This window comes from Leptolyngbya sp. FACHB-8 (assembly GCF_014695575.1).
Taxonomy (GTDB): Bacteria; Cyanobacteriota; Cyanobacteriia; order Elainellales; family Elainellaceae; genus Vacuolonema.
In genome coordinates this window covers 33,124-56,996 of record NZ_JACJOO010000075.1, presented here as the reverse complement: position 1 = coordinate 56,996, position 23,873 = coordinate 33,124, and the positions used below count along the sequence as shown (strand labels likewise).

At 52.3% G+C, this 23,873-nt stretch carries 22 protein-coding genes; 14 read left to right on the top strand and 8 right to left on the bottom strand.

What is annotated here, in order from left to right; translation table 11 throughout:
* Positions 1-21 precede the first annotated feature (21 nt).
* The 7 genes from dnaK to murJ all read left to right on the top strand — a co-directional run bounded on the left by dnaK (position 22) and on the right by murJ (position 9,606).
* Complete coding sequence (gene dnaK, locus H6F91_RS20895) at positions 22-2,013, top strand: molecular chaperone DnaK (protein WP_190770314.1); 1,992 nt, start codon at positions 22-24, stop codon at positions 2,011-2,013.
* A 271-nt stretch (positions 2,014-2,284) separates the two neighbouring features.
* A complete protein-coding gene (gene dnaJ, locus H6F91_RS20890) occupies positions 2,285-3,406 on the top strand; it encodes a molecular chaperone DnaJ (protein ID WP_190770315.1) in 1,122 nt (373 codons plus the stop codon).
* Entirely contained in the window at positions 3,403-3,657 is a 255-nt protein-coding gene (locus H6F91_RS20885; RefSeq protein WP_190770316.1) for a sulfurtransferase TusA family protein, read from the top strand. The genes dnaJ and H6F91_RS20885 overlap by 4 nt, the downstream gene beginning before the upstream one ends.
* Positions 3,644-4,831, top strand: a complete 1,188-nt coding sequence (gene rsgA / locus H6F91_RS20880) for a small ribosomal subunit biogenesis GTPase RsgA (RefSeq protein ID WP_242035902.1) — start codon at positions 3,644-3,646, stop codon at positions 4,829-4,831. The genes H6F91_RS20885 and rsgA overlap by 14 nt, the downstream gene beginning before the upstream one ends.
* Positions 4,832-5,114: 283 nt before the next feature.
* The gene (gene pds, locus H6F91_RS20875) at positions 5,115-6,542 is read left to right on the top strand and encodes a 15-cis-phytoene desaturase (protein ID WP_190770317.1); all 1,428 of its coding nucleotides are present in this window, start codon (positions 5,115-5,117) and stop codon (positions 6,540-6,542) included.
* 103 nt (positions 6,543-6,645) lie between these two features.
* The gene (crtB, locus tag H6F91_RS20870; protein ID WP_190770318.1) at positions 6,646-7,575 is read left to right on the top strand and encodes a 15-cis-phytoene synthase CrtB; all 930 of its coding nucleotides are present in this window, start codon (positions 6,646-6,648) and stop codon (positions 7,573-7,575) included.
* A gap of 351 nt (positions 7,576-7,926) precedes the next feature.
* Positions 7,927-9,606 (top strand): murein biosynthesis integral membrane protein MurJ, encoded by a 1,680-nt coding sequence (murJ, locus tag H6F91_RS20865; RefSeq protein ID WP_190769813.1) that lies wholly within the window; start codon positions 7,927-7,929, stop codon positions 9,604-9,606.
* 89 nt (positions 9,607-9,695) lie between these two features.
* Here murJ and H6F91_RS20860 read toward each other — a convergent pair whose 3' ends face one another.
* Entirely contained in the window at positions 9,696-10,043 is a 348-nt protein-coding gene (locus tag H6F91_RS20860) for a c-type cytochrome (protein ID WP_190769814.1), read from the bottom strand.
* Between the two features lie 110 nt (positions 10,044-10,153).
* Here H6F91_RS20860 and grpE point away from each other — a divergent pair, with 110 nt between their 5' ends.
* From grpE to H6F91_RS20840, 4 genes are all read left to right on the top strand, one after another.
* Complete coding sequence (grpE, locus tag H6F91_RS20855; RefSeq protein ID WP_190769815.1) at positions 10,154-10,804, top strand: nucleotide exchange factor GrpE; 651 nt, start codon at positions 10,154-10,156, stop codon at positions 10,802-10,804.
* A 99-nt stretch (positions 10,805-10,903) separates the two neighbouring features.
* Positions 10,904-11,776, top strand: coding sequence for an S-methyl-5'-thioadenosine phosphorylase (locus H6F91_RS20850; RefSeq protein ID WP_190769816.1), 873 nt, complete (start codon positions 10,904-10,906; stop codon positions 11,774-11,776).
* Between the two features lie 17 nt (positions 11,777-11,793).
* Positions 11,794-12,351 (top strand): sigma-70 family RNA polymerase sigma factor, encoded by a 558-nt coding sequence (locus tag H6F91_RS20845; RefSeq protein ID WP_190769817.1) that lies wholly within the window; start codon positions 11,794-11,796, stop codon positions 12,349-12,351.
* Between the two features lie 684 nt (positions 12,352-13,035).
* Positions 13,036-13,689, top strand: coding sequence for a hypothetical protein (locus tag H6F91_RS20840; protein WP_190772553.1), 654 nt, complete (start codon positions 13,036-13,038; stop codon positions 13,687-13,689).
* Positions 13,690-13,770: 81 nt separating this feature from the next.
* On the opposite strand, the gene aroH is transcribed toward H6F91_RS20840, so the two are convergent.
* Positions 13,771-14,175 carry a chorismate mutase gene (gene aroH / locus H6F91_RS20835; protein WP_190772554.1) on the bottom strand — a complete coding sequence of 135 codons (405 nt, stop codon included), beginning with the start codon at positions 14,173-14,175 and terminating at the stop codon, positions 13,771-13,773.
* Positions 14,176-14,438: 263 nt separating this feature from the next.
* Entirely contained in the window at positions 14,439-15,260 is an 822-nt protein-coding gene (gene sppA, locus H6F91_RS20830) for a signal peptide peptidase SppA (protein ID WP_190772555.1), read from the bottom strand.
* A 369-nt stretch (positions 15,261-15,629) separates the two neighbouring features.
* Here sppA and H6F91_RS20825 point away from each other — a divergent pair, with 369 nt between their 5' ends.
* Positions 15,630-16,688: an EamA family transporter gene (locus H6F91_RS20825; protein ID WP_190772556.1), complete on the top strand. Its 1,059-nt coding sequence runs from the start codon at positions 15,630-15,632 to the stop codon at positions 16,686-16,688.
* A gap of 205 nt (positions 16,689-16,893) precedes the next feature.
* On the opposite strand, the gene moaA is transcribed toward H6F91_RS20825, so the two are convergent.
* The gene (gene moaA / locus H6F91_RS20820; protein WP_190772557.1) at positions 16,894-17,877 is read right to left on the bottom strand and encodes a GTP 3',8-cyclase MoaA; all 984 of its coding nucleotides are present in this window, start codon (positions 17,875-17,877) and stop codon (positions 16,894-16,896) included.
* Between the two features lie 403 nt (positions 17,878-18,280).
* Here moaA and H6F91_RS20815 point away from each other — a divergent pair, with 403 nt between their 5' ends.
* Entirely contained in the window at positions 18,281-19,183 is a 903-nt protein-coding gene (locus H6F91_RS20815; RefSeq protein ID WP_190772558.1) for a low-complexity tail membrane protein, read from the top strand.
* 64 nt (positions 19,184-19,247) lie between these two features.
* On the opposite strand, the gene H6F91_RS20810 is transcribed toward H6F91_RS20815, so the two are convergent.
* The 4 genes from H6F91_RS20810 to H6F91_RS20795 all read right to left on the bottom strand — a co-directional run bounded on the left by H6F91_RS20810 (position 19,248) and on the right by H6F91_RS20795 (position 22,658).
* Positions 19,248-19,442, bottom strand: coding sequence for a hypothetical protein (locus H6F91_RS20810; RefSeq protein ID WP_190772559.1), 195 nt, complete (start codon positions 19,440-19,442; stop codon positions 19,248-19,250).
* Positions 19,443-19,587: 145 nt separating this feature from the next.
* Positions 19,588-20,439, bottom strand: coding sequence for a cytochrome c biogenesis protein CcdA (locus H6F91_RS20805; RefSeq protein ID WP_190772560.1), 852 nt, complete (start codon positions 20,437-20,439; stop codon positions 19,588-19,590).
* 2 nt (positions 20,440-20,441) lie between these two features.
* On the bottom strand, positions 20,442-21,383 hold the full coding sequence (locus H6F91_RS20800; protein ID WP_190772561.1) for a hypothetical protein: 942 nt from the start codon (positions 21,381-21,383) through the stop codon (positions 20,442-20,444).
* 525 nt (positions 21,384-21,908) lie between these two features.
* On the bottom strand, positions 21,909-22,658 hold the full coding sequence (locus H6F91_RS20795; protein ID WP_190789457.1) for a dienelactone hydrolase family protein: 750 nt from the start codon (positions 22,656-22,658) through the stop codon (positions 21,909-21,911).
* A 200-nt stretch (positions 22,659-22,858) separates the two neighbouring features.
* Between H6F91_RS20795 and H6F91_RS20790 the strand changes: the two genes are divergently transcribed.
* Complete coding sequence (locus H6F91_RS20790; RefSeq protein WP_190772563.1) at positions 22,859-23,848, top strand: GntR family transcriptional regulator; 990 nt, start codon at positions 22,859-22,861, stop codon at positions 23,846-23,848.
* The last annotated feature ends 25 nt before the right edge of the window (positions 23,849-23,873 follow it).

Sequence of the window (23,873 nt, the reverse complement as noted above, 5' to 3'; positions counted from 1 at the left end):
ACAACTTATCGGCGGCTGAATATGGGAAAAGTCATTGGCATTGACCTGGGTACAACAAACAGTTGCGTTGCTGTGCTGGAAGGCGGGCAGCCAGTTGTCATCGCCAATACCGAGGGTGGACGAACCACACCCAGCATTGTAGGCTTTGGCAAAAACGGTGAACGTCTCGTTGGACAGCTTGCAAAGCGGCAAGCCGTTACCAATGCTGAAAATACCATTTTTAGTATTAAGCGGTTCATTGGGAGACGTTGGGACGATACCAATCAGGAACGGAGCCGTGTTCCCTACGTTTGTGTACGGGGTAAGGATGACACGGTAGATGTTCAGGTTCGGGGGCAAGGTTACACTCCGCAGCAAGTTTCAGCCATGATCCTGCAAAAACTCAAGCAGGATGCCGAAAGCTATCTCGGAGAAGACGTGACTCAAGCTGTGATTACGGTTCCGGCTTACTTCACAGATGCTCAGCGACAGGCAACTAAGGACGCTGGTACAATTGCGGGCCTCGAAGTGCTCCGTATTATTAACGAGCCTACAGCCGCTGCTTTATCTTACGGGCTGGACAAGCAAGATCAGGATCAAACTGTACTGGTCTTTGACTTAGGAGGTGGAACGTTTGACGTATCCGTCTTACAGCTCGGAGATGGCGTGTTTGAGGTGAAGGCGACCTCAGGAAACAACCATCTCGGCGGTGACGACTTTGATAGCGCGTTGGTGCAGTGGCTTATTAATACCTTCCGTGATCAAGAAGGGATTGATTTGGCGAGCGATCGCATGGCCCTCCAGCGTCTGCGGGAAGCAGCAGAGAAAGCCAAGATTGAGCTTTCTAGCATGCTGACAACCTCCATCAACCTGCCCTTCATCACTGCTGATGAAACCGGGCCAAAGCACATGGAGATGGAGCTGACCCGTGCCAAATTTGAAGAATTAGTCAATGACTTGGTGCAGGGTACGATTGAGCCTGTAAGCCAGGCACTGAAAGATTCGGGGCTTGCTGTTGACCAAATTGATCGGATTCTTCTGGTTGGTGGCTCAACGCGTATCCCTGCCGTCCAGGAAGCGATTAAGAAGTTCTTTGATGGCAAAGCTCCTGATCGCTCGGTTAACCCTGATGAAGCGGTCGCATTAGGTGCAGCCATTCAAGCTGGGGTGTTGGGCGGTGAAGTAAAAGATTTGCTCCTGCTCGATGTGACCCCGCTTTCCCTGGGAATTGAAACCCTGGGTGAAGTGTTTACCAAAATCATTGAGCGGAATACAACGATTCCGACTAGCAAAACTCAAACCTTCTCTACGGCTACCGATGGCCAGACCTCTGTAGAAATTCATGTGCTACAGGGTGAGCGCGCCATGGCGAAGGACAACAAGAGCTTAGGGAAATTCCAGCTAACGGGTATTCCGCCAGCTCCTCGGGGTGTTCCTCAAATTGAGGTGAGCTTTGAGATTGATGCTAACGGTATTCTCCAGGTGGGCGCCCGAGATAAGGGCACTGGGCGTGCTCAAAGCATCCGGATTACCAATACGGGTGGCTTGAGCGATGCTGAAGTGGATCGGATGCGTCAGGAAGCTGAGCTCTATGCTGAGGAGGATCGTCGTCGTCAGCACCTGATCGAGCTGCGTAACCAGGCTGATGTCTTGTTTGGTAATTACGAAACGACTCTGCGGGAAAATGGTGAGTTGATTCCCGAGGAGTACAAGGCACAAGCGATGGAGCGAGTGGCAGAACTGCGGGCTGCGATCGCCGATCGTACAGTTTCCGTTGATGACATGAAGCAGCGCATTGATGCGTTGCAGGCCGCTCTCTTTGCCATTGGCGCATCTCTATATCAGAATGCCACCGTGTCTCAAGACACCTCGACCGATTACGAATACGATCCTGTCCCTGATGCGGAAGCTACCGCAATGTGGAATAACGGCCAGTATGAGGATGAGGAAACTCGGACGCTGGAAGATTTCGACGAGAGCTTCAACTTTGAAACTGACGAGACCGTGACGGCGGACTACGAAGCCGTTGATTAATTGACATCTAAATGAGGATGTTTGGAGAGTCCCAAGAGGGGTCAATGTTTCGTGCGTCTAGCGTACGAAACATTGATGTGTCAAAGGCTTTTGAAGCAAGGATTAGGTTGACACTGGGCGGTTGATTTCGGGGAAACCGTAATTCTCGCGGATTCCCGATGCGATACCCTGTGATTTAGGATTAAGAATGTGTGACTGTGCTTAGCCCGTCACATATTCGACAAATTTTGTTCTTATTGTTTTATTCCCCGCACCTCCGAGGCAATGCTCTATGCCCCGTGACTACTACGAGATTCTCGGTGTTTCACGCGAAGCCGATAAAGAAGATATCAAGCAAGCCTATCGCCGCCTCGCGCGTAAGTATCACCCCGACGTCAATAAAGAGGAGGGAGCCGAGGAGCGTTTCAAAGAGATTAACCGGGCCTACGAGGTGCTATCAGACCCGGAAGTAAAAGCCCGTTACGACCGCTTCGGTGAAGCTGGAGTGACTGGAGCTGGAGCTGGTGGCTACCAAGATTTTGGAGATATGGGCGGCTTTGCCGACATCTTTGAAAGCTTCTTCAGCGGGTTCTCTGGGATGGGACAACAGGGCCGTCGTCGCTCTGGGCCAACCCGTGGGGATGACTTGCGCTTAGATCTGAAGCTGGACTTCCGGGAAGCTATCTTTGGAGGCGAAAAGGAAATTCGCATTAGCCACTTGGAAACCTGTACTACGTGTACTGGTTCTGGGGCCAAGCCAGGCACTCGTCCAACCACCTGCGGCACTTGTAACGGAGCGGGCCAGGTGCGCCGTGCGACTCGAACCCCTTTTGGCAGCTTTACCCAGGTTTCAGGTTGTCCTACCTGTGGTGGCAATGGGCAAGTCATTGAGGACAAGTGTGACTCTTGCGGTGGCGCTGGGCTGCGTCAGGAAGCGAAAAAGCTCAAGATTACTATTCCTGCTGGTGTGGACAATGGTACGCGTCTGCGGGTTTCCTCAGAAGGGGATTCCGGACAGCGTAATGGCCCTCCAGGCGATCTGTACGTTTACCTCTTCGTGAATGAGGATCCAGAATTTCAACGGGATGGTATCAACATCCACTCCAAGTTGAAGGTGAGTTATTTGCAGGCCATTCTGGGAGCAAAATTGGATGCCAGCACAGTAGATGGGCCAATCGAAGTGACCATTCCGCCCGGAACCCAACCAGGAACTGTGCTCACCTTGGATAAGCACGGTGTGCCTCGGTTAGGGACGCCGGATGTGCGTGGAGATCATTTGTTGACCGTTTCGGTTGATATTCCAACGAAACTCTCTTCTGAGGAGCGTGAGTTGTTGGAGAAATTGGCAAAGATTCGGGGCGATCGCACCAGTGGTAAAGGTTCGGGCTTTCTGGGGGGGCTGTTTCAGTCATGAGTGATGTGCTCCAGACCCCAGATTTTCAACTGGATCTACGGGGCACACCCTGCCCTATCAACTTTGTACGTACCAAGCTAACTCTGGAGAAACTGGCTCCTGGAGCTTTGCTAGAGGTGTGGCTGGATGGGGGAGAGCCGATTGAACAGGTGCCCGATAGCTTGCGATTAGAAGGCTATCCCATTGAGCAAATTGAAGCGCGGGATGGTTTCTTCTCGCTGCGGGTGCGTCGTCCGAATGCAACGGAATGAGGCCATGCTGGGTCGGGAAAGGGCAGAATTACCCGAACGTATCACGTCAGAACCTGCAGATTTGCAGCAAGACGATGCTGACGAGGCGTCTGAGCAGACCCAGGAATCGGTGCCGTTAATCGGGACAGTGCTGGCAGTTCAAGCCAACTTCTACTCGGTACAGTTAGAGTCAGACACCATTCCGCTTGAAGGGGCGGAGGTTTCCATGTTGCTCTGCACGCGGCGAGCACGTCTCAAAAAGATTGGTCAGCAGGTGATGGTCGGCGATCGCGTCCAGATCGAAGAACCTGACTGGGCTGGAGGACGAGGAGCCATTTCTGCTGTCTATCCCCGGCAGACGGAGCTGGACCGGCCCCGCATTGCTAACGTCGATCAAATTCTATTAGTGTTTGCTCTGGCGGAGCCATCGTTAGAACCCATGCAGCTCAGCCGATTTCTGGTCAAAGCGGAGTCTACAGAAGTAGCGGTTCGGCTGTGTCTGAATAAGCAAGATCTGCTTTCAGAAGAAGAACGGGAGCAGTGGCGCGATCGCCTGGCTACCTGGGGCTACTCCCCCATCTTTATGAGCGTTCAAGCCAATACGGGCCTGGATGACTTGCAAGAGAGCCTGGAAGGCCATATTACTCTGGTTTCAGGGCCATCAGGAGTTGGCAAGTCCAGCCTGCTCAATCGTCTGCTACCTGATGTGGAACTGCGCGTTGGAGAAGTATCTGGAAAACTGCGCCACGGTCGTCACACCACCCGCCACGTCGAATTATTTGAATTAGCCCACGGCGGTCTTCTGGCCGATAGCCCTGGGTTTAATCAGCCTGATTTATACTGTGCTCCCACCGAGTTGGCTCACTTCTTCCCCGAAGCCCGCGAGCGCTTGAGCCATGAATTCTGCCAGTTTAACGATTGCCTCCATCGGGATGAGCCCGGCTGTGCTGTGCGAGGCGATTGGGAGCGGTATGAGTATTATTTAACGTTTTTGGAAGAGGCGATCGCTCGTCAGACTCAACTTGACCGTACCCCTGATGTAGAATCCACCACCAAGCAAAAGATTCGCCAATCGGGTCAAATCGAAACAGAACCTAAACTTTCCCAGAAGAAGTACCGCCGTCAATCGCGTCGCAGTGGCAAGCAAGAACTGGACTCCCTCCACCTGGATGAAGTGTTGGAAGAGGACGATTAATAGCGATTTTTTGTGCGCTATACACACGAAAAATCAACATGGGCGATGTCCTAGCTAACGCGACATCGCAATAAGATGGCGATAACCCGTAAACAAGCATTCCTTGGGTGCATCCCACTTTTGTAGATTTGGGAACCCCATTTTTGTAAGTGAGACGGGCTTCGCCCGCCTCACTTACAAAAATGGGATGCACTCCATTCCTTCAGTATTTTTTAAGGAATGTAAAGGAAAGGCGTATAATCTTAGAGCACATCCAAACACCAACCAAGGGAAGGAATCATTCATGCGAGTAGCGATCGCTGGGGGCGGGTTAGCCGGTCTGGCCTGTGCCAAGTATCTCGTTGATGCCGGACATACCCCCATCGTCCTGGAAAGCCGTGATGTCCTGGGTGGTCTGGTGGCGGCCTGGAAAGATGAAGATGGAGACTGGTATGAAACCGGGCTGCATGTCTTCTTTGGCGCTTACCCCAACATGCTCCAACTCTTCAAGGAGCTGGGAATTGAAGACCGCCTGCAATGGAAAGAACACACCCTGATCTTCAACCAGCCGGAAAAGCCTGGCGTCCTTTCGCGCTTCGACGTACCCGATATTCCGGCTCCCCTTAACGTTATTGCCTCTATTCTGCGCAATAACGACATGCTGACCTGGGAGCAAAAAGTACGCTTTGCGATTGGCCTTCTGCCTGCGATCGTGCGGGGTCAGCAGTACGTTGAGAACATGGATCAATACTCCTTGCTGGAATGGTTGCGGCTGCAAGGGGTTGATGAGCGGGTGAACAGCGATATTTTCATTGCGGCTTCTAAAGCATTGACCTTCATTAACCCTGAAGATGTTTCCGCTACTGTCCCTCTAACGGCTCTGAACCGCTTCCTACAGGAGCGCTATGGTTCCAAGGTTGCCTTTTTAGATGGTTCGCCCACGGAGCGGCTCTGCCAGCCCATCGTGGATTATGTGACCGAACGAGGTGGGGAAGTTCACCTCAAGAAGCCTTTGAAACAGGTGTTATTGAACGATGACGGAACGGTTGGAGGTTTCGCGATTCGTGGCCTAGATGGGGCTCCCGATGAAGTTATTACAGCGGATGCCTACGTCTCGGCCATGTCAGTGGACGTGATGAAGGCATTGATGCCTGAACCCTGGCAGAAGATTGAATTCTTCCAGAAGATGACGGAGTTGGAAGGTGTACCCGTTATTAACATTCACCTCTGGATGGATCGGAAGCTGACGGAGGTAGATCAGCTACTGTTCTCGCGATCGCCCCTGCTCAGTGTCTACGCTGACATGAGCAATACCTGCCGCGAGTATTCAGACCCCGATAAGTCCATGCTGGAACTTGTATTGGCTCCTGCAAAAGATTGGATTGACCGATCTGAAGAGGATATCCTGGCTGCCACCCTGGAGGAGTTGAAAAAGATTTTTCCAGATGATTTTGAGGGTGAGAACCCGGCAAAGCTGCTTAAGTACAAGATTGTAAAAACGCCGCGCTCGGTTTATACGGCGCGTCCAGGCAGTCAGAAGTGCCGTCCCAGCCAAGCTACGCCCATCTCTAATTTCTTCTTGGCGGGTAGTTACACCATGCAACGCTACCTCGGCAGTATGGAAGGTGCCGTGCTTTCTGGTAAGCTTGCAGCGCAGGCTATTTGTCAACCGCCCGTGGTTACCGAGTCTGCCGATGCTCCGGCAAAGGTTCTTCAGCCCGCTTCTTCCTGATAATGGCGATTTATTCTCTTTTTCAGGCTGAATCGTGGCGGTTTACTCCCGTTCGGTTGCCAATTGCTGATAGGTTTATCTGTATTCCAAGCCCTGCGATGTGATGCTGCAACTTCCAAAACCCACCTGCAAGACGCCGCAGGCTTCGGTCGCAGAAGCCTACGAATCTTGTCGTCAAATTACCCAAGAGTACGCTAAAACCTTCTACCTGGGGACGTTATTGATGCCCCCGGAGAAGCGACGCGCGATCTGGGCAATTTACGTCTGGTGTCGCCACACTGATGAATTGGTAGATGGTGCCCGGGCTCAATTTACGACTGACGCCACCCTGGATGACTGGGAGGCGAACCTGGAGTCTATTTTTGCGGGTCATCCGATCTCCGATGTAGATGTTGCCCTGGTTGATACCCTGGAGCACTTTCCTATCGACATCCAACCCTTCCGTGACATGATTGCGGGGCAGCGGATGGATCTCTACCGTAACCGCTACGAGACCTTTGAAGAACTGGAGCTGTACTGTTACCGGGTAGCCGGGACGGTCGGCCTGATGTCGGCAGCGGTGATGGGAGTCGATACGGATGGCCGCACAGCCCCATGGGATGGGGATAAAGGGGTACCTAATCCGATACCGCAGGCGATCGCCCTCGGCATTGCCAATCAGCTCACCAATATCCTGCGAGATGTGGGTGAAGATGCGCGCCGTGGTCGAATCTATCTACCGCTGGAAGACCTGGCTCGGTTTAATTACACCGAGGAAGATCTGATGAACGGCGTCATCGACGACCGTTGGCGAGAGTTGATGAAATTTCAGATTCGTCGGGCTCGTCAGTTTTTTGCGGATTCTGAGAGTGGCATTCGTCAGCTCAGCCGCGATGCTCGCTTCCCCGTGTGGTCAGCGCTGATGCTCTATCGCCAAATCCTCGATGCTATCGAGAAGAACCGCTACGACGTGTTCACGAAGCGAGCCTATGTTTCGGGTGCGCGGAAGTTTCTGAGCCTGCCCTTAGCTAAGCTGCGCGCGGAGATTCTTTAGCTGTCCCCCTCATGAAAAGCCAGGGGCTGTTTTAAGGGTTGTTTTTTTCGCACGCTTAGCGCACGAAAAAACAACCCTTTCAATAAGCTTTGAAACTTACCCTAGTAGGCTGCGGCCTAAGTTCGCAACCTATGTTTTTGTGTAGGGTGCGAAGCACCCTACACAAAAACATAGGTGATGGATTTCCGCCTCAGCGTACTAGTATTCTCATCCGCTTGTTGGGTGCGCCGGAAGAGTCGTTCAGTATCCCTTCTACCCTGCCCATGGATAGGTTTGAAATAGAACCCGCAAAACTTCTTACCCATTTCAGGCTTAAATGGGTGAAGTCACCCTAAAGGAACCTGAAATTCTGTGTCTGATGTCAAGCGCCCAGCCCGCTCTTTAACCAGGATTGCTGGTATTGTTGCGGCGGCCACCCTGATAAGTAAACTGTTTGGGCTGTTTCGGCAGCAGGCGATCGCTGCCGCTTTTGGAGTCGGACCGATTTTCGGAGCCTTCAACTTTGCCTATGTGATTCCCGGCTTTCTACTGATTTTGCTGGGGGGGATAAATGGCCCTTTCCACAGTGCCATTGTCAGTGTTCTGGCCAAGCGGAGGCGCGAGGAAATCGCGGCCATTGTGGAAACCATTACCACCCTGGTAGTCGGCATTCTCCTGTTGGTCATGGTCGGCATGATTGTCTTTGCAGAGCCATTGATGCGATTAGTCGCGCCTGGTCTGTTTATTACCCCAGAGCAATTTCAGGCGTTGGGAGAAGCACCTGAGGTGTATGCAACCTTGCAACAGACTCGGGAAGTGGCTATTTTGCAATTCCGCATCATGTCGCCGTTGGCGGTGCTGGCAGGATTGATTGGCATTGGCTTTGGTACGCTGAATGCCTCAGATCAGTATTGGTTGCCCTCCATTAGCCCAATTTTTTCTAGTCTTTCGGTGTTGTTGGGGTTGGGATGGTTGGCCTGGTATCTAGGATCCGGTATTTCCGGCTCAGAAAACATCATGTTTGGCGGTGCGGTACTGGCCTGGTCGATTGTGGCTGGAGCTGTAATGCAGTGGTTGGTGCAGCTGCCTGTGCAATGGAGATCGGGGTTAGGAACGTTGCGCCCCCGCTTTAACTTCCGTCAGCCGGAAGTGCAGGAAGTGATCAAAATCATGGGGCCTGCCACATTCTCCTCAGGCATGATGCAGATCAACGTCTGGACGGACTTGTTTTTTGCATCGTTCATCCCCAGTGCGGCGGCGGCGGTATCGGCTATGGGCTACGCGGGTCTGTTGATTCAGACGCCGCTGGGTATCCTGTCTAACGTTATCCTGGTGCCCTTGCTTCCTGTTTTTTCTCGTCTGGCGGCGCCAGAAAATTGGCCTGATCTGAAGCTGCGCATCCGGCAGGGGTTGTTAATGACGGCTATCACGATGCTGCCAATCAGCGCTCTGATGGTCGCTCTGGCGGTGCCGCTGTCGCGGGTGGTTTATGAACGCTACGCATTTACAGAAAAAGATTCGTATCTGACGGCTTCAGTGCTGGTGGCTTATGCCTTGGGCATGTTCTTCTATCTAGGCCGAGATGTATTGGTCCGCGTCTTTTATGCTCTGGAAGATGGGGATACTCCTTTTCGCATCAGCGTCGTTAATATTTTTTTGAATGCCTTTTTGGATTTCCTGCTGGTCAAACCTTTAGGTGCAGTGGGTTTGGTATTGGCAACGGTAGGGGTCAATTTCATTGCCCTAGTGACGATGCTGTGGATTCTCGATCGCCGCCTGAATGGGTTGCCTCTGCGTCAGTGGAGTATGATTACGCTGAATCTGACCGTTGGGAGCGTGATGACTGGAGCGATCGCCTACGGTAGCCTCCGACTTCTGCAAAATTGGATGGGGTTGGACGGCTTCTTCGTTCAGTTAGGGGAATTGGCGATCGCTGGAGCCCTAGGATTTTTGGCTTTTGCGTTTTATGCCAGCCGATTACAGTTGCCGGAGGTCGATCAGTTTGTCGGCCGTATCCGTGAGCGATTTAGTCGGGGACGTTCTCAGGAATAACCTATCGTCAACGTTCGGTATGGTTCTGCTATTCCGTGATGTTTTGACTGTCAAATGCTTCGACGCTACCCTGACCCATCACTTCGAAATTAGGGTTTCCAATTTTGTGCCGCTTGCTCCAATACATAGTTAGCGACGGCTTGAATTTCGTCTGGCGTCATGCGGTCAGCATAGGCGGGCATATTGCCTTTGCCGTGGGTAACGAGTTGGGCGATTGCCTCAGCAGTGTCATATCCGTTGCGTTCCAGGGTTTTTTGTTTCAGATTTTTGCCCCGGCGAATGATGTTGCCGCCGTTAATATGGCAGCCGGCACAGTGCGTCTCAAATAGGGGGGCCGCGTCCGGCAAATTGCTTGTGGGCAACTCGGCGGCCCAGGTTCCCGCGATCGCCCCCAACCAGAACATGGCTACTATCAATCCCGTCACCAATCTGCGCATTTTGTCCCTCAACTCTGGATACGATGTAATGTTTTTGTGGGTGGCAGGCTGTCTCTGCTACCCACAAAAACATTACTTGAAGTTGGGAAGCGCAACATCAGGACGCTGGTATGAACTCCCCGGATTTTTCAGAACGGTTGCGATCGCTGCTTGAAGCAGCCAATATCCCCAGTTTTCGAGCGCTTTGTCGCAAGGCAGAGGTGTCGAAATGGCAGGTGGAGCAGTTGCGCCGAGGGCAGATAGCTGCCATGCGCGTCGAGAACTTGCAACGCATGAGTGAAGCTCTAGGCCTGTCTTTAACGGAGTTTATCTCCCATTTTTCATCGACTTTGGTAACATCAACTGCGGTAGAAAACTCAGCTTCTACTGACTCAGACGCTACCGCCCTACAGGAGGAGTATCAACGGCTTCAGGCCAAACTAGAGCAACAGCGGGAGCAGTTATTGGCTGAATTTCAGCAGGCGACGCTGCAAACTCTGGAATCTATGCTGGTGCAACTACCAACAGCCTTGTATACAGCCCAGCAAAAACCGGATATCCCAGCTAGTCGTTTAGCTCCCCTACTGCGGCCGCTGGATCAATTGCTGAGCCAGTGGGGGATCGAGTCGATCGCCCCGGTCGGCTCCGAGATTCCCTATGACCCGCAGCAGCATCAATTGATGGAAGGGAATGCACAGCCAGGAGATCAAGTCAGGGTGCGATATATGGGGTATGTGCAGGGCGATCGGTTGCTTTATCGGGCCAAGGTTAGCCCAGTGTAGGGGGCGATCGCTACTTGGTTTTTTTATGCAAGGTCTGATATTACTCTTAACACCCTGAGTGATTGATATAAAATCCTAGAGTCGTTCAGAACCCCAGCTATGACAGATATTCAGATCGGCATTATCGGCGGCAGCGGCCTCTACCAAATGGAGGCGTTGCAGGATGTGGAGGAAATCCGGGTGGATACACCCTTTGGGCCACCCTCCGATGCGCTGATTCGGGGCACCTTGGATGGGACGCCGGTTGTATTTCTAGCGCGTCATGGGCGCGGGCATACGCTGATGCCAACGGAACTCCCCTTCCGGGCGAATATCTACGCGATGAAGAGTTTGGGGGTGAAATATTTAATTTCGGCTTCGGCCGTGGGGTCTCTAAAAGCGGAAGTGAAGCCGCTGGATATGGTCGTGCCAGATCAGTTCATCGATCGCACCCGACACCGTGTATCCACCTTTTTTGGTGATGGCCTTGTTGCTCATATTTCCTTTGGTGACCCAGTGTGCAATCGATTGGCGGAAGTGTTGGCGGGGGCGATCGCTGACCTCAATCTGCCCGACATTACTTTGCATCGGGGGGGCACCTACGTTTGCATGGAAGGCCCAGCATTTTCCACAAAAGCGGAATCGAATCTATACCGGAGCTGGGGCGCCACGATTATTGGCATGACAAACTTGCCTGAAGCCAAGCTTGCCCGTGAAGCCGAAATTGCCTATGCCACTCTAGCTCTAGTAACAGACTACGATTGCTGGCATCCCGACCATGACAGTGTGACGGTTGAAATGGTGATTGGCAACCTGCAGAAAAACGCCGTTAACGCCCAACGGGTCATTCGTGAAACAGTCCGGCGTCTGAGCGAGAATCCGCCTTTATCCGATGCTCATGATGCCCTCAAGTATGCCATTATCACCCCGTTGGATAAGGCACCTGACAGTACAAAAGAAAAGCTCAAGCTGTTATTGCAAAAGTATTTATAGGTTCTCAATCTATATCCATGCTTGATACTGATGCAGAGCTGATTCAAGCCCTTCAAGCCGGTCAGACTGCTGCACTGGGCGTTGTTTATGATCGCTATTCCAAGTTGGTGTATGGAATTGCGATGAAAATTCTGGGTAACTCAGCAGAAGCAGAAGACCTGACCCAGGAGGTTTTTCTCACCTTATGGCAACGCAATACCTATCAGGCGAGTCGGGGCAGTTTGAGTAGTTATTTGTCAACGGTGACGCGATCGCGCGCCATCGATCGCCTGCGAGTGGGCAGCAACCGTCGCCGTATCTTAAATCAGTGGTCCGATGAGGTCAGCCCTCCTATCACGAGCACTACACCCTTTGATCAAGCCTCTACCCTTGAACGAGGAGAGCTGGTTCGCTGTGCTGTAGCGATGCTCCCAGAAATGCAGCGGCGAGTTTTGGAGCTGAGCTATTTTGAAGGCTTAAGCCAGGCAGAAATTGCTCAATTTCTGGACGCTCCACTGGGCACTGTAAAAACCTGGACTCGGAAAGGACTCCTGCAGTTGAGTCAAAACTTGCAATCCCTTCGGGATAGTTCGTAGAAGCTCAGTCGTGTTTTAAACGTAAGGGCGTTTTTGAGTGCCGTGCAACGTACGGCACTCAAAAGCAGCAATTCTCAGTATGGGCTTCAGCGTTGAAGCCCGAAAATAACCTCAGTTCGGGTTAAGGGCTTTTTCGAGTGCCGCGCTTCGCGCGGCACTCGAAAAAGCCCATTATTGCGTGCGCGTCGCGCACGCAATAATGGGCGGTTCGGCTTATCCCGAACTGACGTGAAAATAGCCCGCCTTCGGCGGGCTATTTTCGGGTTGGATTCCAAAATGAGAATTACTGACTTAAAAACGCCCTTAACCTATCAGCTCATTTAGAACAGTACTGGTGGATTTCTTGCCAGCGGATATCTCAGGTTGATAAGAGAATCGGTGTGAAATATTCACTTCAGCTAAAGTAAAAAAATAGTTTGTTCTTTGATAGAAAAGCGATGCTGTGAGCCTTGCACCTTGGGTTAAGAAGCACAGACCTGTTCAGTACATGATCCCACGCATAGATGCAATAAACACATTTCTGTTAGGCCACACCTTAGAGGTACGGATTGCCGAAATATGTACTCCTAGGGGATATTTTGCTTATCCCTGCAGGTAGGTGTATCCACAGCAAACACAGCCTATTTTGGACTTATGAAAATTCACGCCTAGATTTCACCTATAGCTAGCAGGAGCTACTAGACCATGGCTTACACAAATGAACCTGTCAATCGGGTTGTAGAACCGATGGCTGCTGTCCCAGTTGCCGAGTATCACGATCTGGTACGTTGGGGTCCTATCTTTGCAGGACTCGTCACCGCGATCAGCTCTCAACTCGTGCTGACAGCTCTGGGTGCCGCGATCGGTCTAACTACTCTGGCTAACTCTGGAGCCCCCCAAGCCAATGCCGGTGGAGTTGGCTCCGCTGTGGGTATTTGGTCGATCATCAGCTTGTTTATTTCTCTATTTCTGGGTGGCTGGGTTACCTCCCGTGCTTGCGGTCCGATGAACCGTAAGACTGCTCTGTTGAATGGTGCAATTCTGTGGGCAACTACCCTGGCCGTCAGTGCCTGGTTGATCTCCTCCGGTGTTTCCGGTGCATTCGGTATTGCTGCATCGAATGCTGGAGAAATCCTGAATCAGACGGGCAACATTCCTAACCCCGCGAATGTTCAAACTCCCGATGTAACAACTCAGGAAGCTCAAAACCTTGCAGGCAACTCGGCTAAAGTGGGTTGGTCTTTTGCCCTGGGTTCATTGCTGGGTCTGGCCGCCTCCATGATTGGTGCTGCTGTTGGCGCTCGCAGCCCCCGCTCCCATCAGCGTACGAACGATCGCACCTACACCAACGTATCCTGAGGATTCTTAAAGTCAATAGATAGATAAAGAGAATGCACGGTGCTAAGCACCGTGCATTCTTCTTTAAAGGAAACAGGGATTCTAGAACTGAGGGATGACAGGTTCCATGCTTAAATCGGGTCGCAGAACGGCGGCACCGCGCAGGTAGGCATGGTGGAAGCGGATATGAGCTGGGGCATTGATATGGATCATCAGCCGGATGCAGCGCTCCAGGCTACCTGCAACGTGCATTTGTTGCACATCGAGCAGGGGAACGTTTTGCCAGTGGGGGCGTTGGCGGGCGATCGCCGCGGGAAAAGCTGCATCTAGATCTCGGGTAACGGAAAAAGTCACACTGACAATTTCATCAAAATCCAACTGATTTCGATGCTCGATAGCATCTAGCATTTCCATCACAGCCGAGTGAATTGCCTCCACCGAATTTCCAGTCGCAGTGGTTGCTCCTCGAATTGCCCGCACTCGCCAACCCACGTGGATGTCCTCCATAAGCTCCATACCAATGTTTTCAAAACTTACTCAAAACTTTTTAACATTCGAACCATTTCAAATTTGACTGCATCCTCTTGTTTTAACAGCCTTAATAGGAGTCCTTTGAAAAGCCCTAAAAGAAATTAGGCTTTGCCCGCTCTGCATACAAAGAACTAACCTTTCAACGGATCTCTGATCGGTCTGTCTCTCCATTGAAATGCGGAAACCATGAATCCTTTAACCTTGCTTTGATAAAGATCCTGTGAATTCTCCGTCAAACCCTAAGGACGAAACATCCATAGCGGCAATCCATTGGTTTCTAGCTCAAATTCCATCCATTGGGTTGTGGCTTGTAATTGAGCAGGGAAGCGGGTATTTGATGGCAGAATGCGGTTGATCAGCTTTTTCTTCTCTTCCAAGGTGTAGCAGGGTGTCTTCTCTGGATCTAACCCTACCAGCTCTGCTACCCAACGGCGAGCATCAGCTTCGGTACCCAGGCGATCGACGACCCCCAGTTCCAAGGCTTGTTGCCCTGTAAAAATACGTCCATCGGCAAAGGCTCTTACGGCCTCAACCGGAAGCCTGCGGGCCTCTGCAACAGTCTGGACAAACTGGCTGTAACTGCTATCAATGAGCGCCTGCAAAATACCTTGCTCAGGCTCAGTCAATTCTCGATCAAAGGCCAGAATATCTTTGTAGGGGCCAGATTTAACCACCTTAAAAGAAACGCCCACCTTGTCCAGCAACCGCTCCAGGTTATTGCCGCGTAAAATAACGCCAATACTGCCGGTGACCGTACCGGGGTTTGCCATGATGTGCTGAGCTCCCATGGCAATGTAGACCCCACCCGAAGCCGACAGATTACCAAAGCTCGCAACAATCTTGACCTTGTCCTGAAGCCGTTTGAGCGCCTCGTAGATTTCCTGAGAATCGCCTACGGTGCCGCCAGGGCTGTCGATCCGCAGGAGTAATGCCGGGAATTTCTTCTCTTCTACGGTTTTGAGGGCTTCTAAAACGCGGGTGCGGGTGGAACCATTGATCGCCCCATTCACTTCAATGCGGGCAATCTGTTGACGAAATGGGCGCTTAAAAAACCAAACCATGTTGAATCCGTACAATCGTTCGTGCGACTAAGCTGATCTCTAGTTTGCACTAATCCACCCCGAATGATTCTCCGTAAGTGGCAATTCAGCGCTGGCGAATTGAGGGGGTTACCTTCAATGCAGCAGTTCTTACAGCACTTTTTAAGCGCTTAAAATCTGGTTATTTTTGTGAGAGTCGCGCGGAGTGCGGCTCTCACAAAAATAACCATGGCTAATTCAAGCGCAAAGCGCTGTAATACTTGGATGAGGTAGAAGGAGGGCAAAGTGGTGCTCTCACCGTACTCAGACGCCGATGTGAGAGAATACAGACCATTTTGTTAAGAAACTACATAATCTGTAAAATTAGATGAAGACTTTCTGGCAGTCCCTATGGCCCTCAAATTATCCGAGTCTCGGATTCCCGTTGCATCCTTGTTGTTGATTGCCCCCTTCTTCCTGTGGGGAACAGCGATGGTTGCCATGAAAGGGGTAATTCTACAAACCACACCTCTCTTCATGGCCGGAATTCGATTGGTACCAGCGGGGCTGCTGATCCTTGTCGCCACGCAATGGATGGGTCGCCCTCAGCCATCCGGTTGGAGAGCCTGGGCCTGGATTTCATTATTCGGCCTGATTGATGGGGCCTTGTTTCAGGGCTTTCTAGCCGAAGGATTAGTACGCACTGGCGCGGGTTTGGGGTCTGTGATGATTGACTCTCAACCGCTGGCGGTGGCGCTGATGGCACGTTTCTTATTTGGGGAACAGGTGCGCCTTTGGGGCTGGCTAGGATTAGCGTTTGGGGTTGCTGGCATTAGCCTTTTAGGGCTGCCCGAGGCTGTTCTTTCTGGCCTCCTGCATGGGCAGTTGTCGCTGGGTAGTGGCGTGGATCTGGTTGAGCGAATTTTTCAGAACGGTCAGTGGCTGATGTTGCTGGCAGCTCTATCAATGGCGGTGGGTACGGTGCTAATGCGTTATGTGAGCCGTCATGCTGATCCGGTGGCGGCAACGGGCTGGCACATGATTTTGGGCGGCATTCCATTGTTTGTTCTGTCGGCCTGGGGAGAAGTGGGCCAATGGCAGCAGTTGGGCCTGTCAGAGTGGACGGCGATGGCTTATTCAACCGTGTTTGGAAGTGCGATCGCCTACGGTCTCTTTTTCTACTTTGCTGCCACCGGTAGCCTTACCAGTCTTGTTTCTCTGACATTTCTCACCCCCGTCTTTGCCTTGCTATTTGGCAATTGGTTGTTGGGTGAGGTGCTGAATTTAACCCAATGGTTTGGTGTAGGGTTGACGCTGGTGAGCATCTATTTGATTAATCAGCGCGATCGCCTCAGCGAAATCGTGTTTGGCCGTTCTTCAACGGAGGCGCAGGTGGAGGGAGATGGGGAGGCGATCGCCCTCGTTTCAACGACTACAACCAACGTTCCCTCGGAAGCTGAGTCGTCTTGAAAAGACCAGAGCTAGTAGGCTGCGGCCTAAGTTCACAACCTATGTTTTGTGTGGGGTGCGAAGCACCCCACACAAAACATAGGTGATGGATTTCCGCCTCAGCGTACTAGTGCATTTTTGTTAGGGATAAGTAGCTCAGCAAACCTAAGACCGAAAAGGCTGTACTGCCCACACGGGCGATACAGCCTTTTCGGTCTTAGCTGTATTAGCCGCCGATTTCCGACATGACCCGGTTTAGGGGGACATCTTCTTCTGCTAAACCATGGCCCCAGGGTTTGAGCCAGATGGCATCTTCAATCAGTTGTTGTAAGTCTGTAGAAGAAATGCCTTGACGGAGGGGGGTGAGTACATCCAGTTCATGGTCACGCAGCAGGCAGAGCCGTAAGCGCCCGTCAGCTGTCAACCGGGCCCGGTTGCATCCAGCACAAAAGGGTTGTGTGACCGGACTGATGAAACCTAAGCTTCCTACAGCTCCTGGTAGCTGGTACAGGCGGGCTTCTCCATCAAGTTGACCGTTATTGAGAAGTACCGGCGCATCTAACGTATCACCGATACGAGCCAGTAATTCGGCTTCACTGACGGAGTTGGCCTGTTGAAATTCTGCCACTTCTCCAAAGGGCATCATTTCGATGAATCGCACCTGCCAGGGGAAGTCGTAAGTTAGGCGCGCTAACTCGATCACGTCTTCTCGGTCATTAAAGCCGCGTACAATCACAGCATTCAGTTTGACGTGTAGTCCTACTTCTGTCGCAGCTTTAATTCCACTCCACACGTCGCCGACGTCCCCCCAGCGTGTCACCGCTTTAAACTTGTCAGGGTCGAGAGTATCAATGCTGATGTTGACGCGTTGCAATCCTGCCTCGGCGAGGGGCTGTGCCAGTTTTGATAACAACACGCCATTGGTCGTCATAGCCAGTTCTTCGACACCGGGGGCAGCGGCTATATGGCGCACCAAGCCCACAATATTTTCTCGCAGAGTTGGTTCGCCTCCAGTCAACCGGAATTTTCGAAATCCAAGGATCGTGGCAAAGAGTGGAATAAGCCGCTGTAATTCCTCATCCTGAAGCAGTTCGGCACGGGGACGAAAGGTCATCGTCTCCGGCATGCAATAGACACAGCGCAGATTACAGCGATCTGTCAGAGAAATCCGCAGGTAGTTGATGCTGCGCCCGTAGCGATCGATCGCCATAGATTAAACCGGGATTAGGGAACGGTAATCGGTACTTGGGAAAGTTTCGATGGATGAAACCGAATGAACTGGGCTCGGTTTATCAACCATAGTAAGGAAAAGCCAGGGGAAACGACAGAGGCGGTTGCCGCACCTCGTGGAATGCCGTTTCTTCTATAGCACTGTGCGCATTAGTTAATTACGGTGGTGTGGAGTACTTCGTGCCTCACGCCACCGTTGCTGTACTTCATGCACTTGCACATCGCTATGCATTCGTATACACAAAAAATGGCATTTTTTAAGTAATGCCCCCACTCTGAATTAGGATTGCAATGGATCGATTCGACATTAAGGTAGGAGAGCGGCAGCTTCGCGTCTCTTCCCCCTGACGTTCGAGCAATCTGGCGGTTCACGGTTCACGATTATGCGTGCTTTCTGGTCTGATCCTTATCTCTGGCTGCACTTGGCGGGCCTTGCTACCGTGCCCCTATGGCTGGAAATTTGTCTGTTGGGGCTGGCAGTGGGCGATCCAGTTCTGCCCGTCTGGCTAGAGGTTTTGCTGGTGGCTGGAGTCGGTATTGTGCCCATTTTGTGGATGCAATGGCAAAAGCCCTTCTGTATCTTCAGCTTGCTGTTTTTATCCGTAGCGCCCATTCATATGACAGAGGGGCAACGTCGACTACTGCGGCTGTTTAAAGGCTCGTTTAACCAACTGCTGGCTATTCCAGTTGCGGTAGGGTTACTGGTTGTCCTGTGGCAGCTTTACCTGCGGGCCCCCTTGGTGGCCTCGGTGGCTCCCTTTGATGGGCAGCGCTGGTTTGGATTGGGGTTAGCGGCGATCGCCTTCTTCTTCGCCAATCTTTTCACCCAGGTTCCGGTCAGTGTTCTGGGGGTTATGGTGGCGAATGATGCCAAGGTTAACCGTCAAGAACCTTACCCTACCGAGCGCATCGGTAAAGACTTCACCCTGCTTGGAATTCGCCTCAAGCGCATTCTTCCCATGCCCGAGTCTGTGGTCGTCCCCACTCCGTCTTCAACGCTTGCTGCAACGGACGGAGAATCTCCCTCCCCAGATACATCCGTTGTTACATCTGCTGAAGTCCCACATCAAACTGAAGTAGCGGAGTCTTCTATCTCAGAGTCATCCACTCTTCTGTCGGATCAACCTGAAGAAGGCACAGTTCAACCTGAAGGGACAGAATCTCCACTCGAAATATCTGAAGATGAGCTGGCCTTAGCGGTAGATACGCTCTACTCTTCGGAGCCGTCGACGAAAGAAGATGCGGAAACTACAGAACCAACGGTTGATACGCCACCGGATGCCTAATTGGGTCGTCCACAATAACAAAGAGCGCGGTGCTAAGCACCGCGCTCTTTGTTTCAGTCATCGTTTAGTAGCTGTCATCGCCAGCAACGCGATCGCCCTCACCAGGGCCCATTTCTAAGGCGAGAGAGGCATCTCGAATTGCTTTCCACTGACGGAATAACTCTGGCCCTCGCAGGTCGTGTTTGCGGTAATTTCGGACTGCCTGATCTAATGCCTGACTTGTATTCAGTCTGGGATTGGAATTCGACGGAGTGCCCATAGGTATGCCTCTCTGTGGAAGTCAAGGGAGAGAAGGGTTGTCGGAAATGTTCTGTAACAGAACATCAATAGACTGGAGAGAAGTTCCGTAAACTCTTCTTTGGTTGAATTATGGCACAAAGGTATCTTGCGATACAGATTTTTTTCTAATTCTTCATCAATGTGAGCCAATTTACCCCCGTCGCAATGTAATAGGTTCCCAGGAGCACCAGCATGACGGCACCAATTCGCAAGAATTTGCTGGAATGGACCAGCCATCCTCGGGTTTGTTTTGCCAACCCAGTAAAGAGGCTGGCTAGAAAAATAATCATGCTGTAGCCAATGGCATAGCTCACCATCGTCAGCACACTGATCACCTGTGAGCCTGTTGCTCCTGCCGCGGCAATGACCGCGAACACAATGGGGCTGGCACAGGGAGATAAAACCAGGGCAAACGACAGGCCAAAGATGTAGGGATTGGCAAGGGGCAAGTGTTTCCCAAAGGATGGCATGGGTAGAGGCACAATCCCAAACAGCCCTAACCCCATGGTTACAATCAGCAGTCCTACCAAAACATTGATATAGCCACGGTATTGGAGGGCGATCGCCGCTGCCACCGACGAAAACAGCCCAATAATACTGAGGGTCGTACTGACCCCCAGTACAAACAGACCTGCTTTGAGCAAGGCATCCCGCCGAGACGTAATTTCTCGGGTACCAATGTAGCCCAGGTTCACCGGTAGCAAGGAAAGAATGCAGGGAGAAAGGCTGGCTATCAGCCCTCCCAGAAACGCCATTGGCAACAGTAGCAGTGGGTTCTGAGCAGCCGTCTGTTCCAGCCAGGGACGGTACAGTTCTTCTAGCCAAAACACCAGGGATTGCAATGGTCGTAGAAATTCAATCAGGCGAATCTGGCTAGCCCAGACCACCAGCCCCAAACCGAGTAACCCCAACGCTCCTAACCCAAGCCAGTGTTTAACGGAACGCTTTGATGTGGATGCGGTTGTTCTCGGTGTCATGGCTAGTTCCTAAATGTGCGAGGGCCGCTATATCCTGACAAATCTGCCAGGCGGGTCATAGATTGCAGGCCAGGATAGAGTCGTCCATTAATTTGCCAGGTGGGAAAGCTACCCACGTTGGCTGTGCGACAGCGATCTACTTGAGGATTAGTCCCGCGGGGGTCGCATTCTACAATCTCCAATTGCTGCACGGCTTCGGAGCCAAACATTGCCTGCTGACGTTGGCAATAACCACACCAGTAGGCGGCATACATCCGTGCGCCTGTCTGCTGCAAATGATTGGCGAGTGCCACCTCCGCCGTCACATCCGCCCGCTGAGACAAATTGGCCTGGGGCGACGGGCTTTCGCCTGGTGACGGGCTGGTTCCTGGTGACGGGCTTTCGCCTGGTGACGGGCTGGTTCCTGGTGATGGGCTTTCACCCGGAGACGGACTGGCTTCTGGGGAGGCTGTCCCATCCCCGGAAGGGCTGGCGTCAGGTGATGGGCTACTGCCGTCAGCGGGCGAGGCGTCTGCCTCAGGGCGAGCTAGACGGACGGGTTGCCGATTGAGCGGTTGGCTGGCCTGTTGCTGTGCCTCGGCCAAGTTGCGCCGATAGGTGGCCAGATCTTGCTGGGCTTTGGCTGCTTCGGGGGCGCCCTCAGGGATACGGCTGAGGAGGGCGATCGCCCGTTGCCAACGGCTACTCACCAAAGCCCAGTCATCTCGCGATTGGGCTGACTGAGATAGGGTTGCAGCCTGGGTCGCGTTTTCTTTTGCTTCGGCTACCAGTTGAGCAACATTCGGTGCTGCTGGTGTAGCTGAGGTTGCAGGTGACGAAGCGGTTAAGCTGGGTGAGACTGGGACGGGAGTAGCAGTTTCGTTGGATTTGGATGGCGAGCAGCCCCCTAAACTCAGGGTCAAAACGGCTATTAAAACAGGAAGTTGATTCAGTATTGGGCGCATGGCTTCGTTCAATCGCTGCAAGACGACCGAAAAAACGACATCACAACAACCGCCTCAGTAACAACGGCGGATAGGTATAACTTACAGTCAGGATGCCCCAATTTTTTATTTCTGTCGAATAGGGGCTTTTCCGCCTAGTTCGCCGCGCTTACCTGTAACATTCCCCATCCAAGAGAATGGATTAACACATTCAAATGGATTTCCAAAGCTCCAGACCTCTTTGGCAGAGAGGATGGGCGCGGGGCACCCATCCTCTCTTTGTCGCAGGTAACAAGGGGCACTTAGGCTTATGCCAAATAAAGGTTAACGGGTGCATCCCACTTTTGCGGATTTAGGAACCCACTTTTGTGAGGCGGGCTTTGCTCGCCTCACAAAAGTGGAATGCACCCGAGGTTAACTAACCTCAGCTCCAGTTAAGGGCTTTTTCGAGTGCCGCGCGAAGCGCGGCACTCGAAAAAGCTCATTATTGTGTGCGCGTCGCGCACGCAATAATGGGCGGCTCGGCTTATCCCGAACTGACGTTAACTATGAATGCAGAGTTTGGCTAAATAGATGCTGAACTTTTTCCCAGGCATCTGCGGCTGCCTCGGCGTTATAGTTGCCACGCTGGTCGCAGAAAAAGCCATGTTGGGCTCCTGGGTAACGGAATACTCGATGGGAAATGTGGTGGTTTTGCAAGACTCCTTCAATGTCGTCTACATGTTCGGGGGGAATGCTGGGATCATCCATGCCAAAGAAGGCATAAATCACGCCCTGAATGTCAGCGGTGTAGCTGAGTGTGGGTGCGCCACCGCCAGGGCTCCAGGTCGGAATGCCTGCTCCGTAGAAGGAGGCTGTTGCTTTAATGTCGGGTAGGGTTGCGGCTAAGTAAGCAACGTGGCCACCGAAGCAAAAACCAATGCAGCCGATCGCCCCCGCTTTCACATTAGGCCGTGTTTTCAAGTAGGCCAGGGTCGCTGAAATGTCGCTCAGCAGCTCAGAAACCTGAGTTTGCTCTTTATATTGGCGACCAAGCTTAATAGACTGTTCGGTATAGCCTGCTTCAAAGCCGGGAGCCTGGCGCTGGTAGATAGCGGGGGCGATCGCCACGTACCCCAATCGAGCAAAACGTTCGGTGACATCCCGAATATGGGCATTCACCCCAAAGATTTCCTGAATCACAACGATTGCCGGAAACACCCCTTCTGCCGCGGGCTGGGCCAGGTATGCCTCGATTTGCAAATCACCATTGGGGACGGTAATGCGCTCAGTATGAATATCCTGGGTTACAACCATTGTGCTTTTTGCAACTCGCCACGTTAATTATGAAGCTGTCAACGAGATTATGGAGGTAAACTGGATGGCGCAACCGCCTGATCCCTTCGTTTTTAGGATTAAATCCAGGAAACCCTGCGATTTCGAATGTAGTCCCTAATCAGGATCTCTTCCAGCTTGCCCCCCAGCCGCTTGCCCATTTCTGCACTTCCTTAAACACCATGGTTGAGTTCCATATCCAGCCAGAGAGCGACATTCCCGCTTCGGCCCAACTTTATAATCAAATTCGCTTTGCGATCGCCTCTCGCCAATTTCCCCCCGGACACCGCCTGCCCAGCACCCGCCAACTGGCCATGCAAACCGGGCTGCACCGCAACACTATCAGCAAGGTTTATCGGCAGCTAGAAGATGATGGGGTTGTCGATGCCCGAGCTGGAGCCGGCATTTACGTACGAGCTCAGGGCGATGAAGGAGGCGGTGGGGCCAGCCGATCGCCCATCATGGAGAAGCACCCCAAAGCCTACAAACTGGTGCAAAAGAGCCTGGATGAGCTGTTGAACCAGGGGTGTTCCCTGAGCCAGGCCCGAGAATTGTTTCTGGCAGAGATTGACTGGCGGTTGCGGTGCAGTGCCCGCGTGCTGGTTACGGCTCCCAGTCAGGATATTGGGGCCGGTGAGTTGATGGTGCGTGAGCTTCAGCAAGCGCTCCAGATTCCTGTCCAACTGGTACCCCTTGAGGAATTGGGGGAAGTGCTGGATCAGGCCCGTGGGGGAACGGTGGTCACGAGCCGCTACTTCATTGGGGAAGCGGAGGCGATCGCTTCCCCCAAATCCGTTCGTGTGATCCCTATTGATATCTATGACTACCGCAAAGAACTGGACCTACTCAAGGACGTTCCTCGCAACACCAACATCGGTGTCGTGAGTCTCAGTACAGGAATTCTGCGAGCTGTGGAAGTCATTATTCACAGCTTGCGGGGTGAAGAGTTGCTGGTGATGACGGCCCAGACCGAAGATGCCTACAAGCTGACAGCTTTAGTTCGCAGTTCCCAAACCATTGTCTGTTTCGATCAGTACAGTGAAAAGGCGGTACGGGACACGATTCAGAAGGTACGGGATGATCTGATTCGGGCTCCTCGCTTGGTGACTTGCGAGAATTACATCGGTGAAAAGTCCATCAGTCTGCTAAAGCGAGAACTGGGGTTGGAATAGAAACAGGTGCAAAACAAAGCGCGTT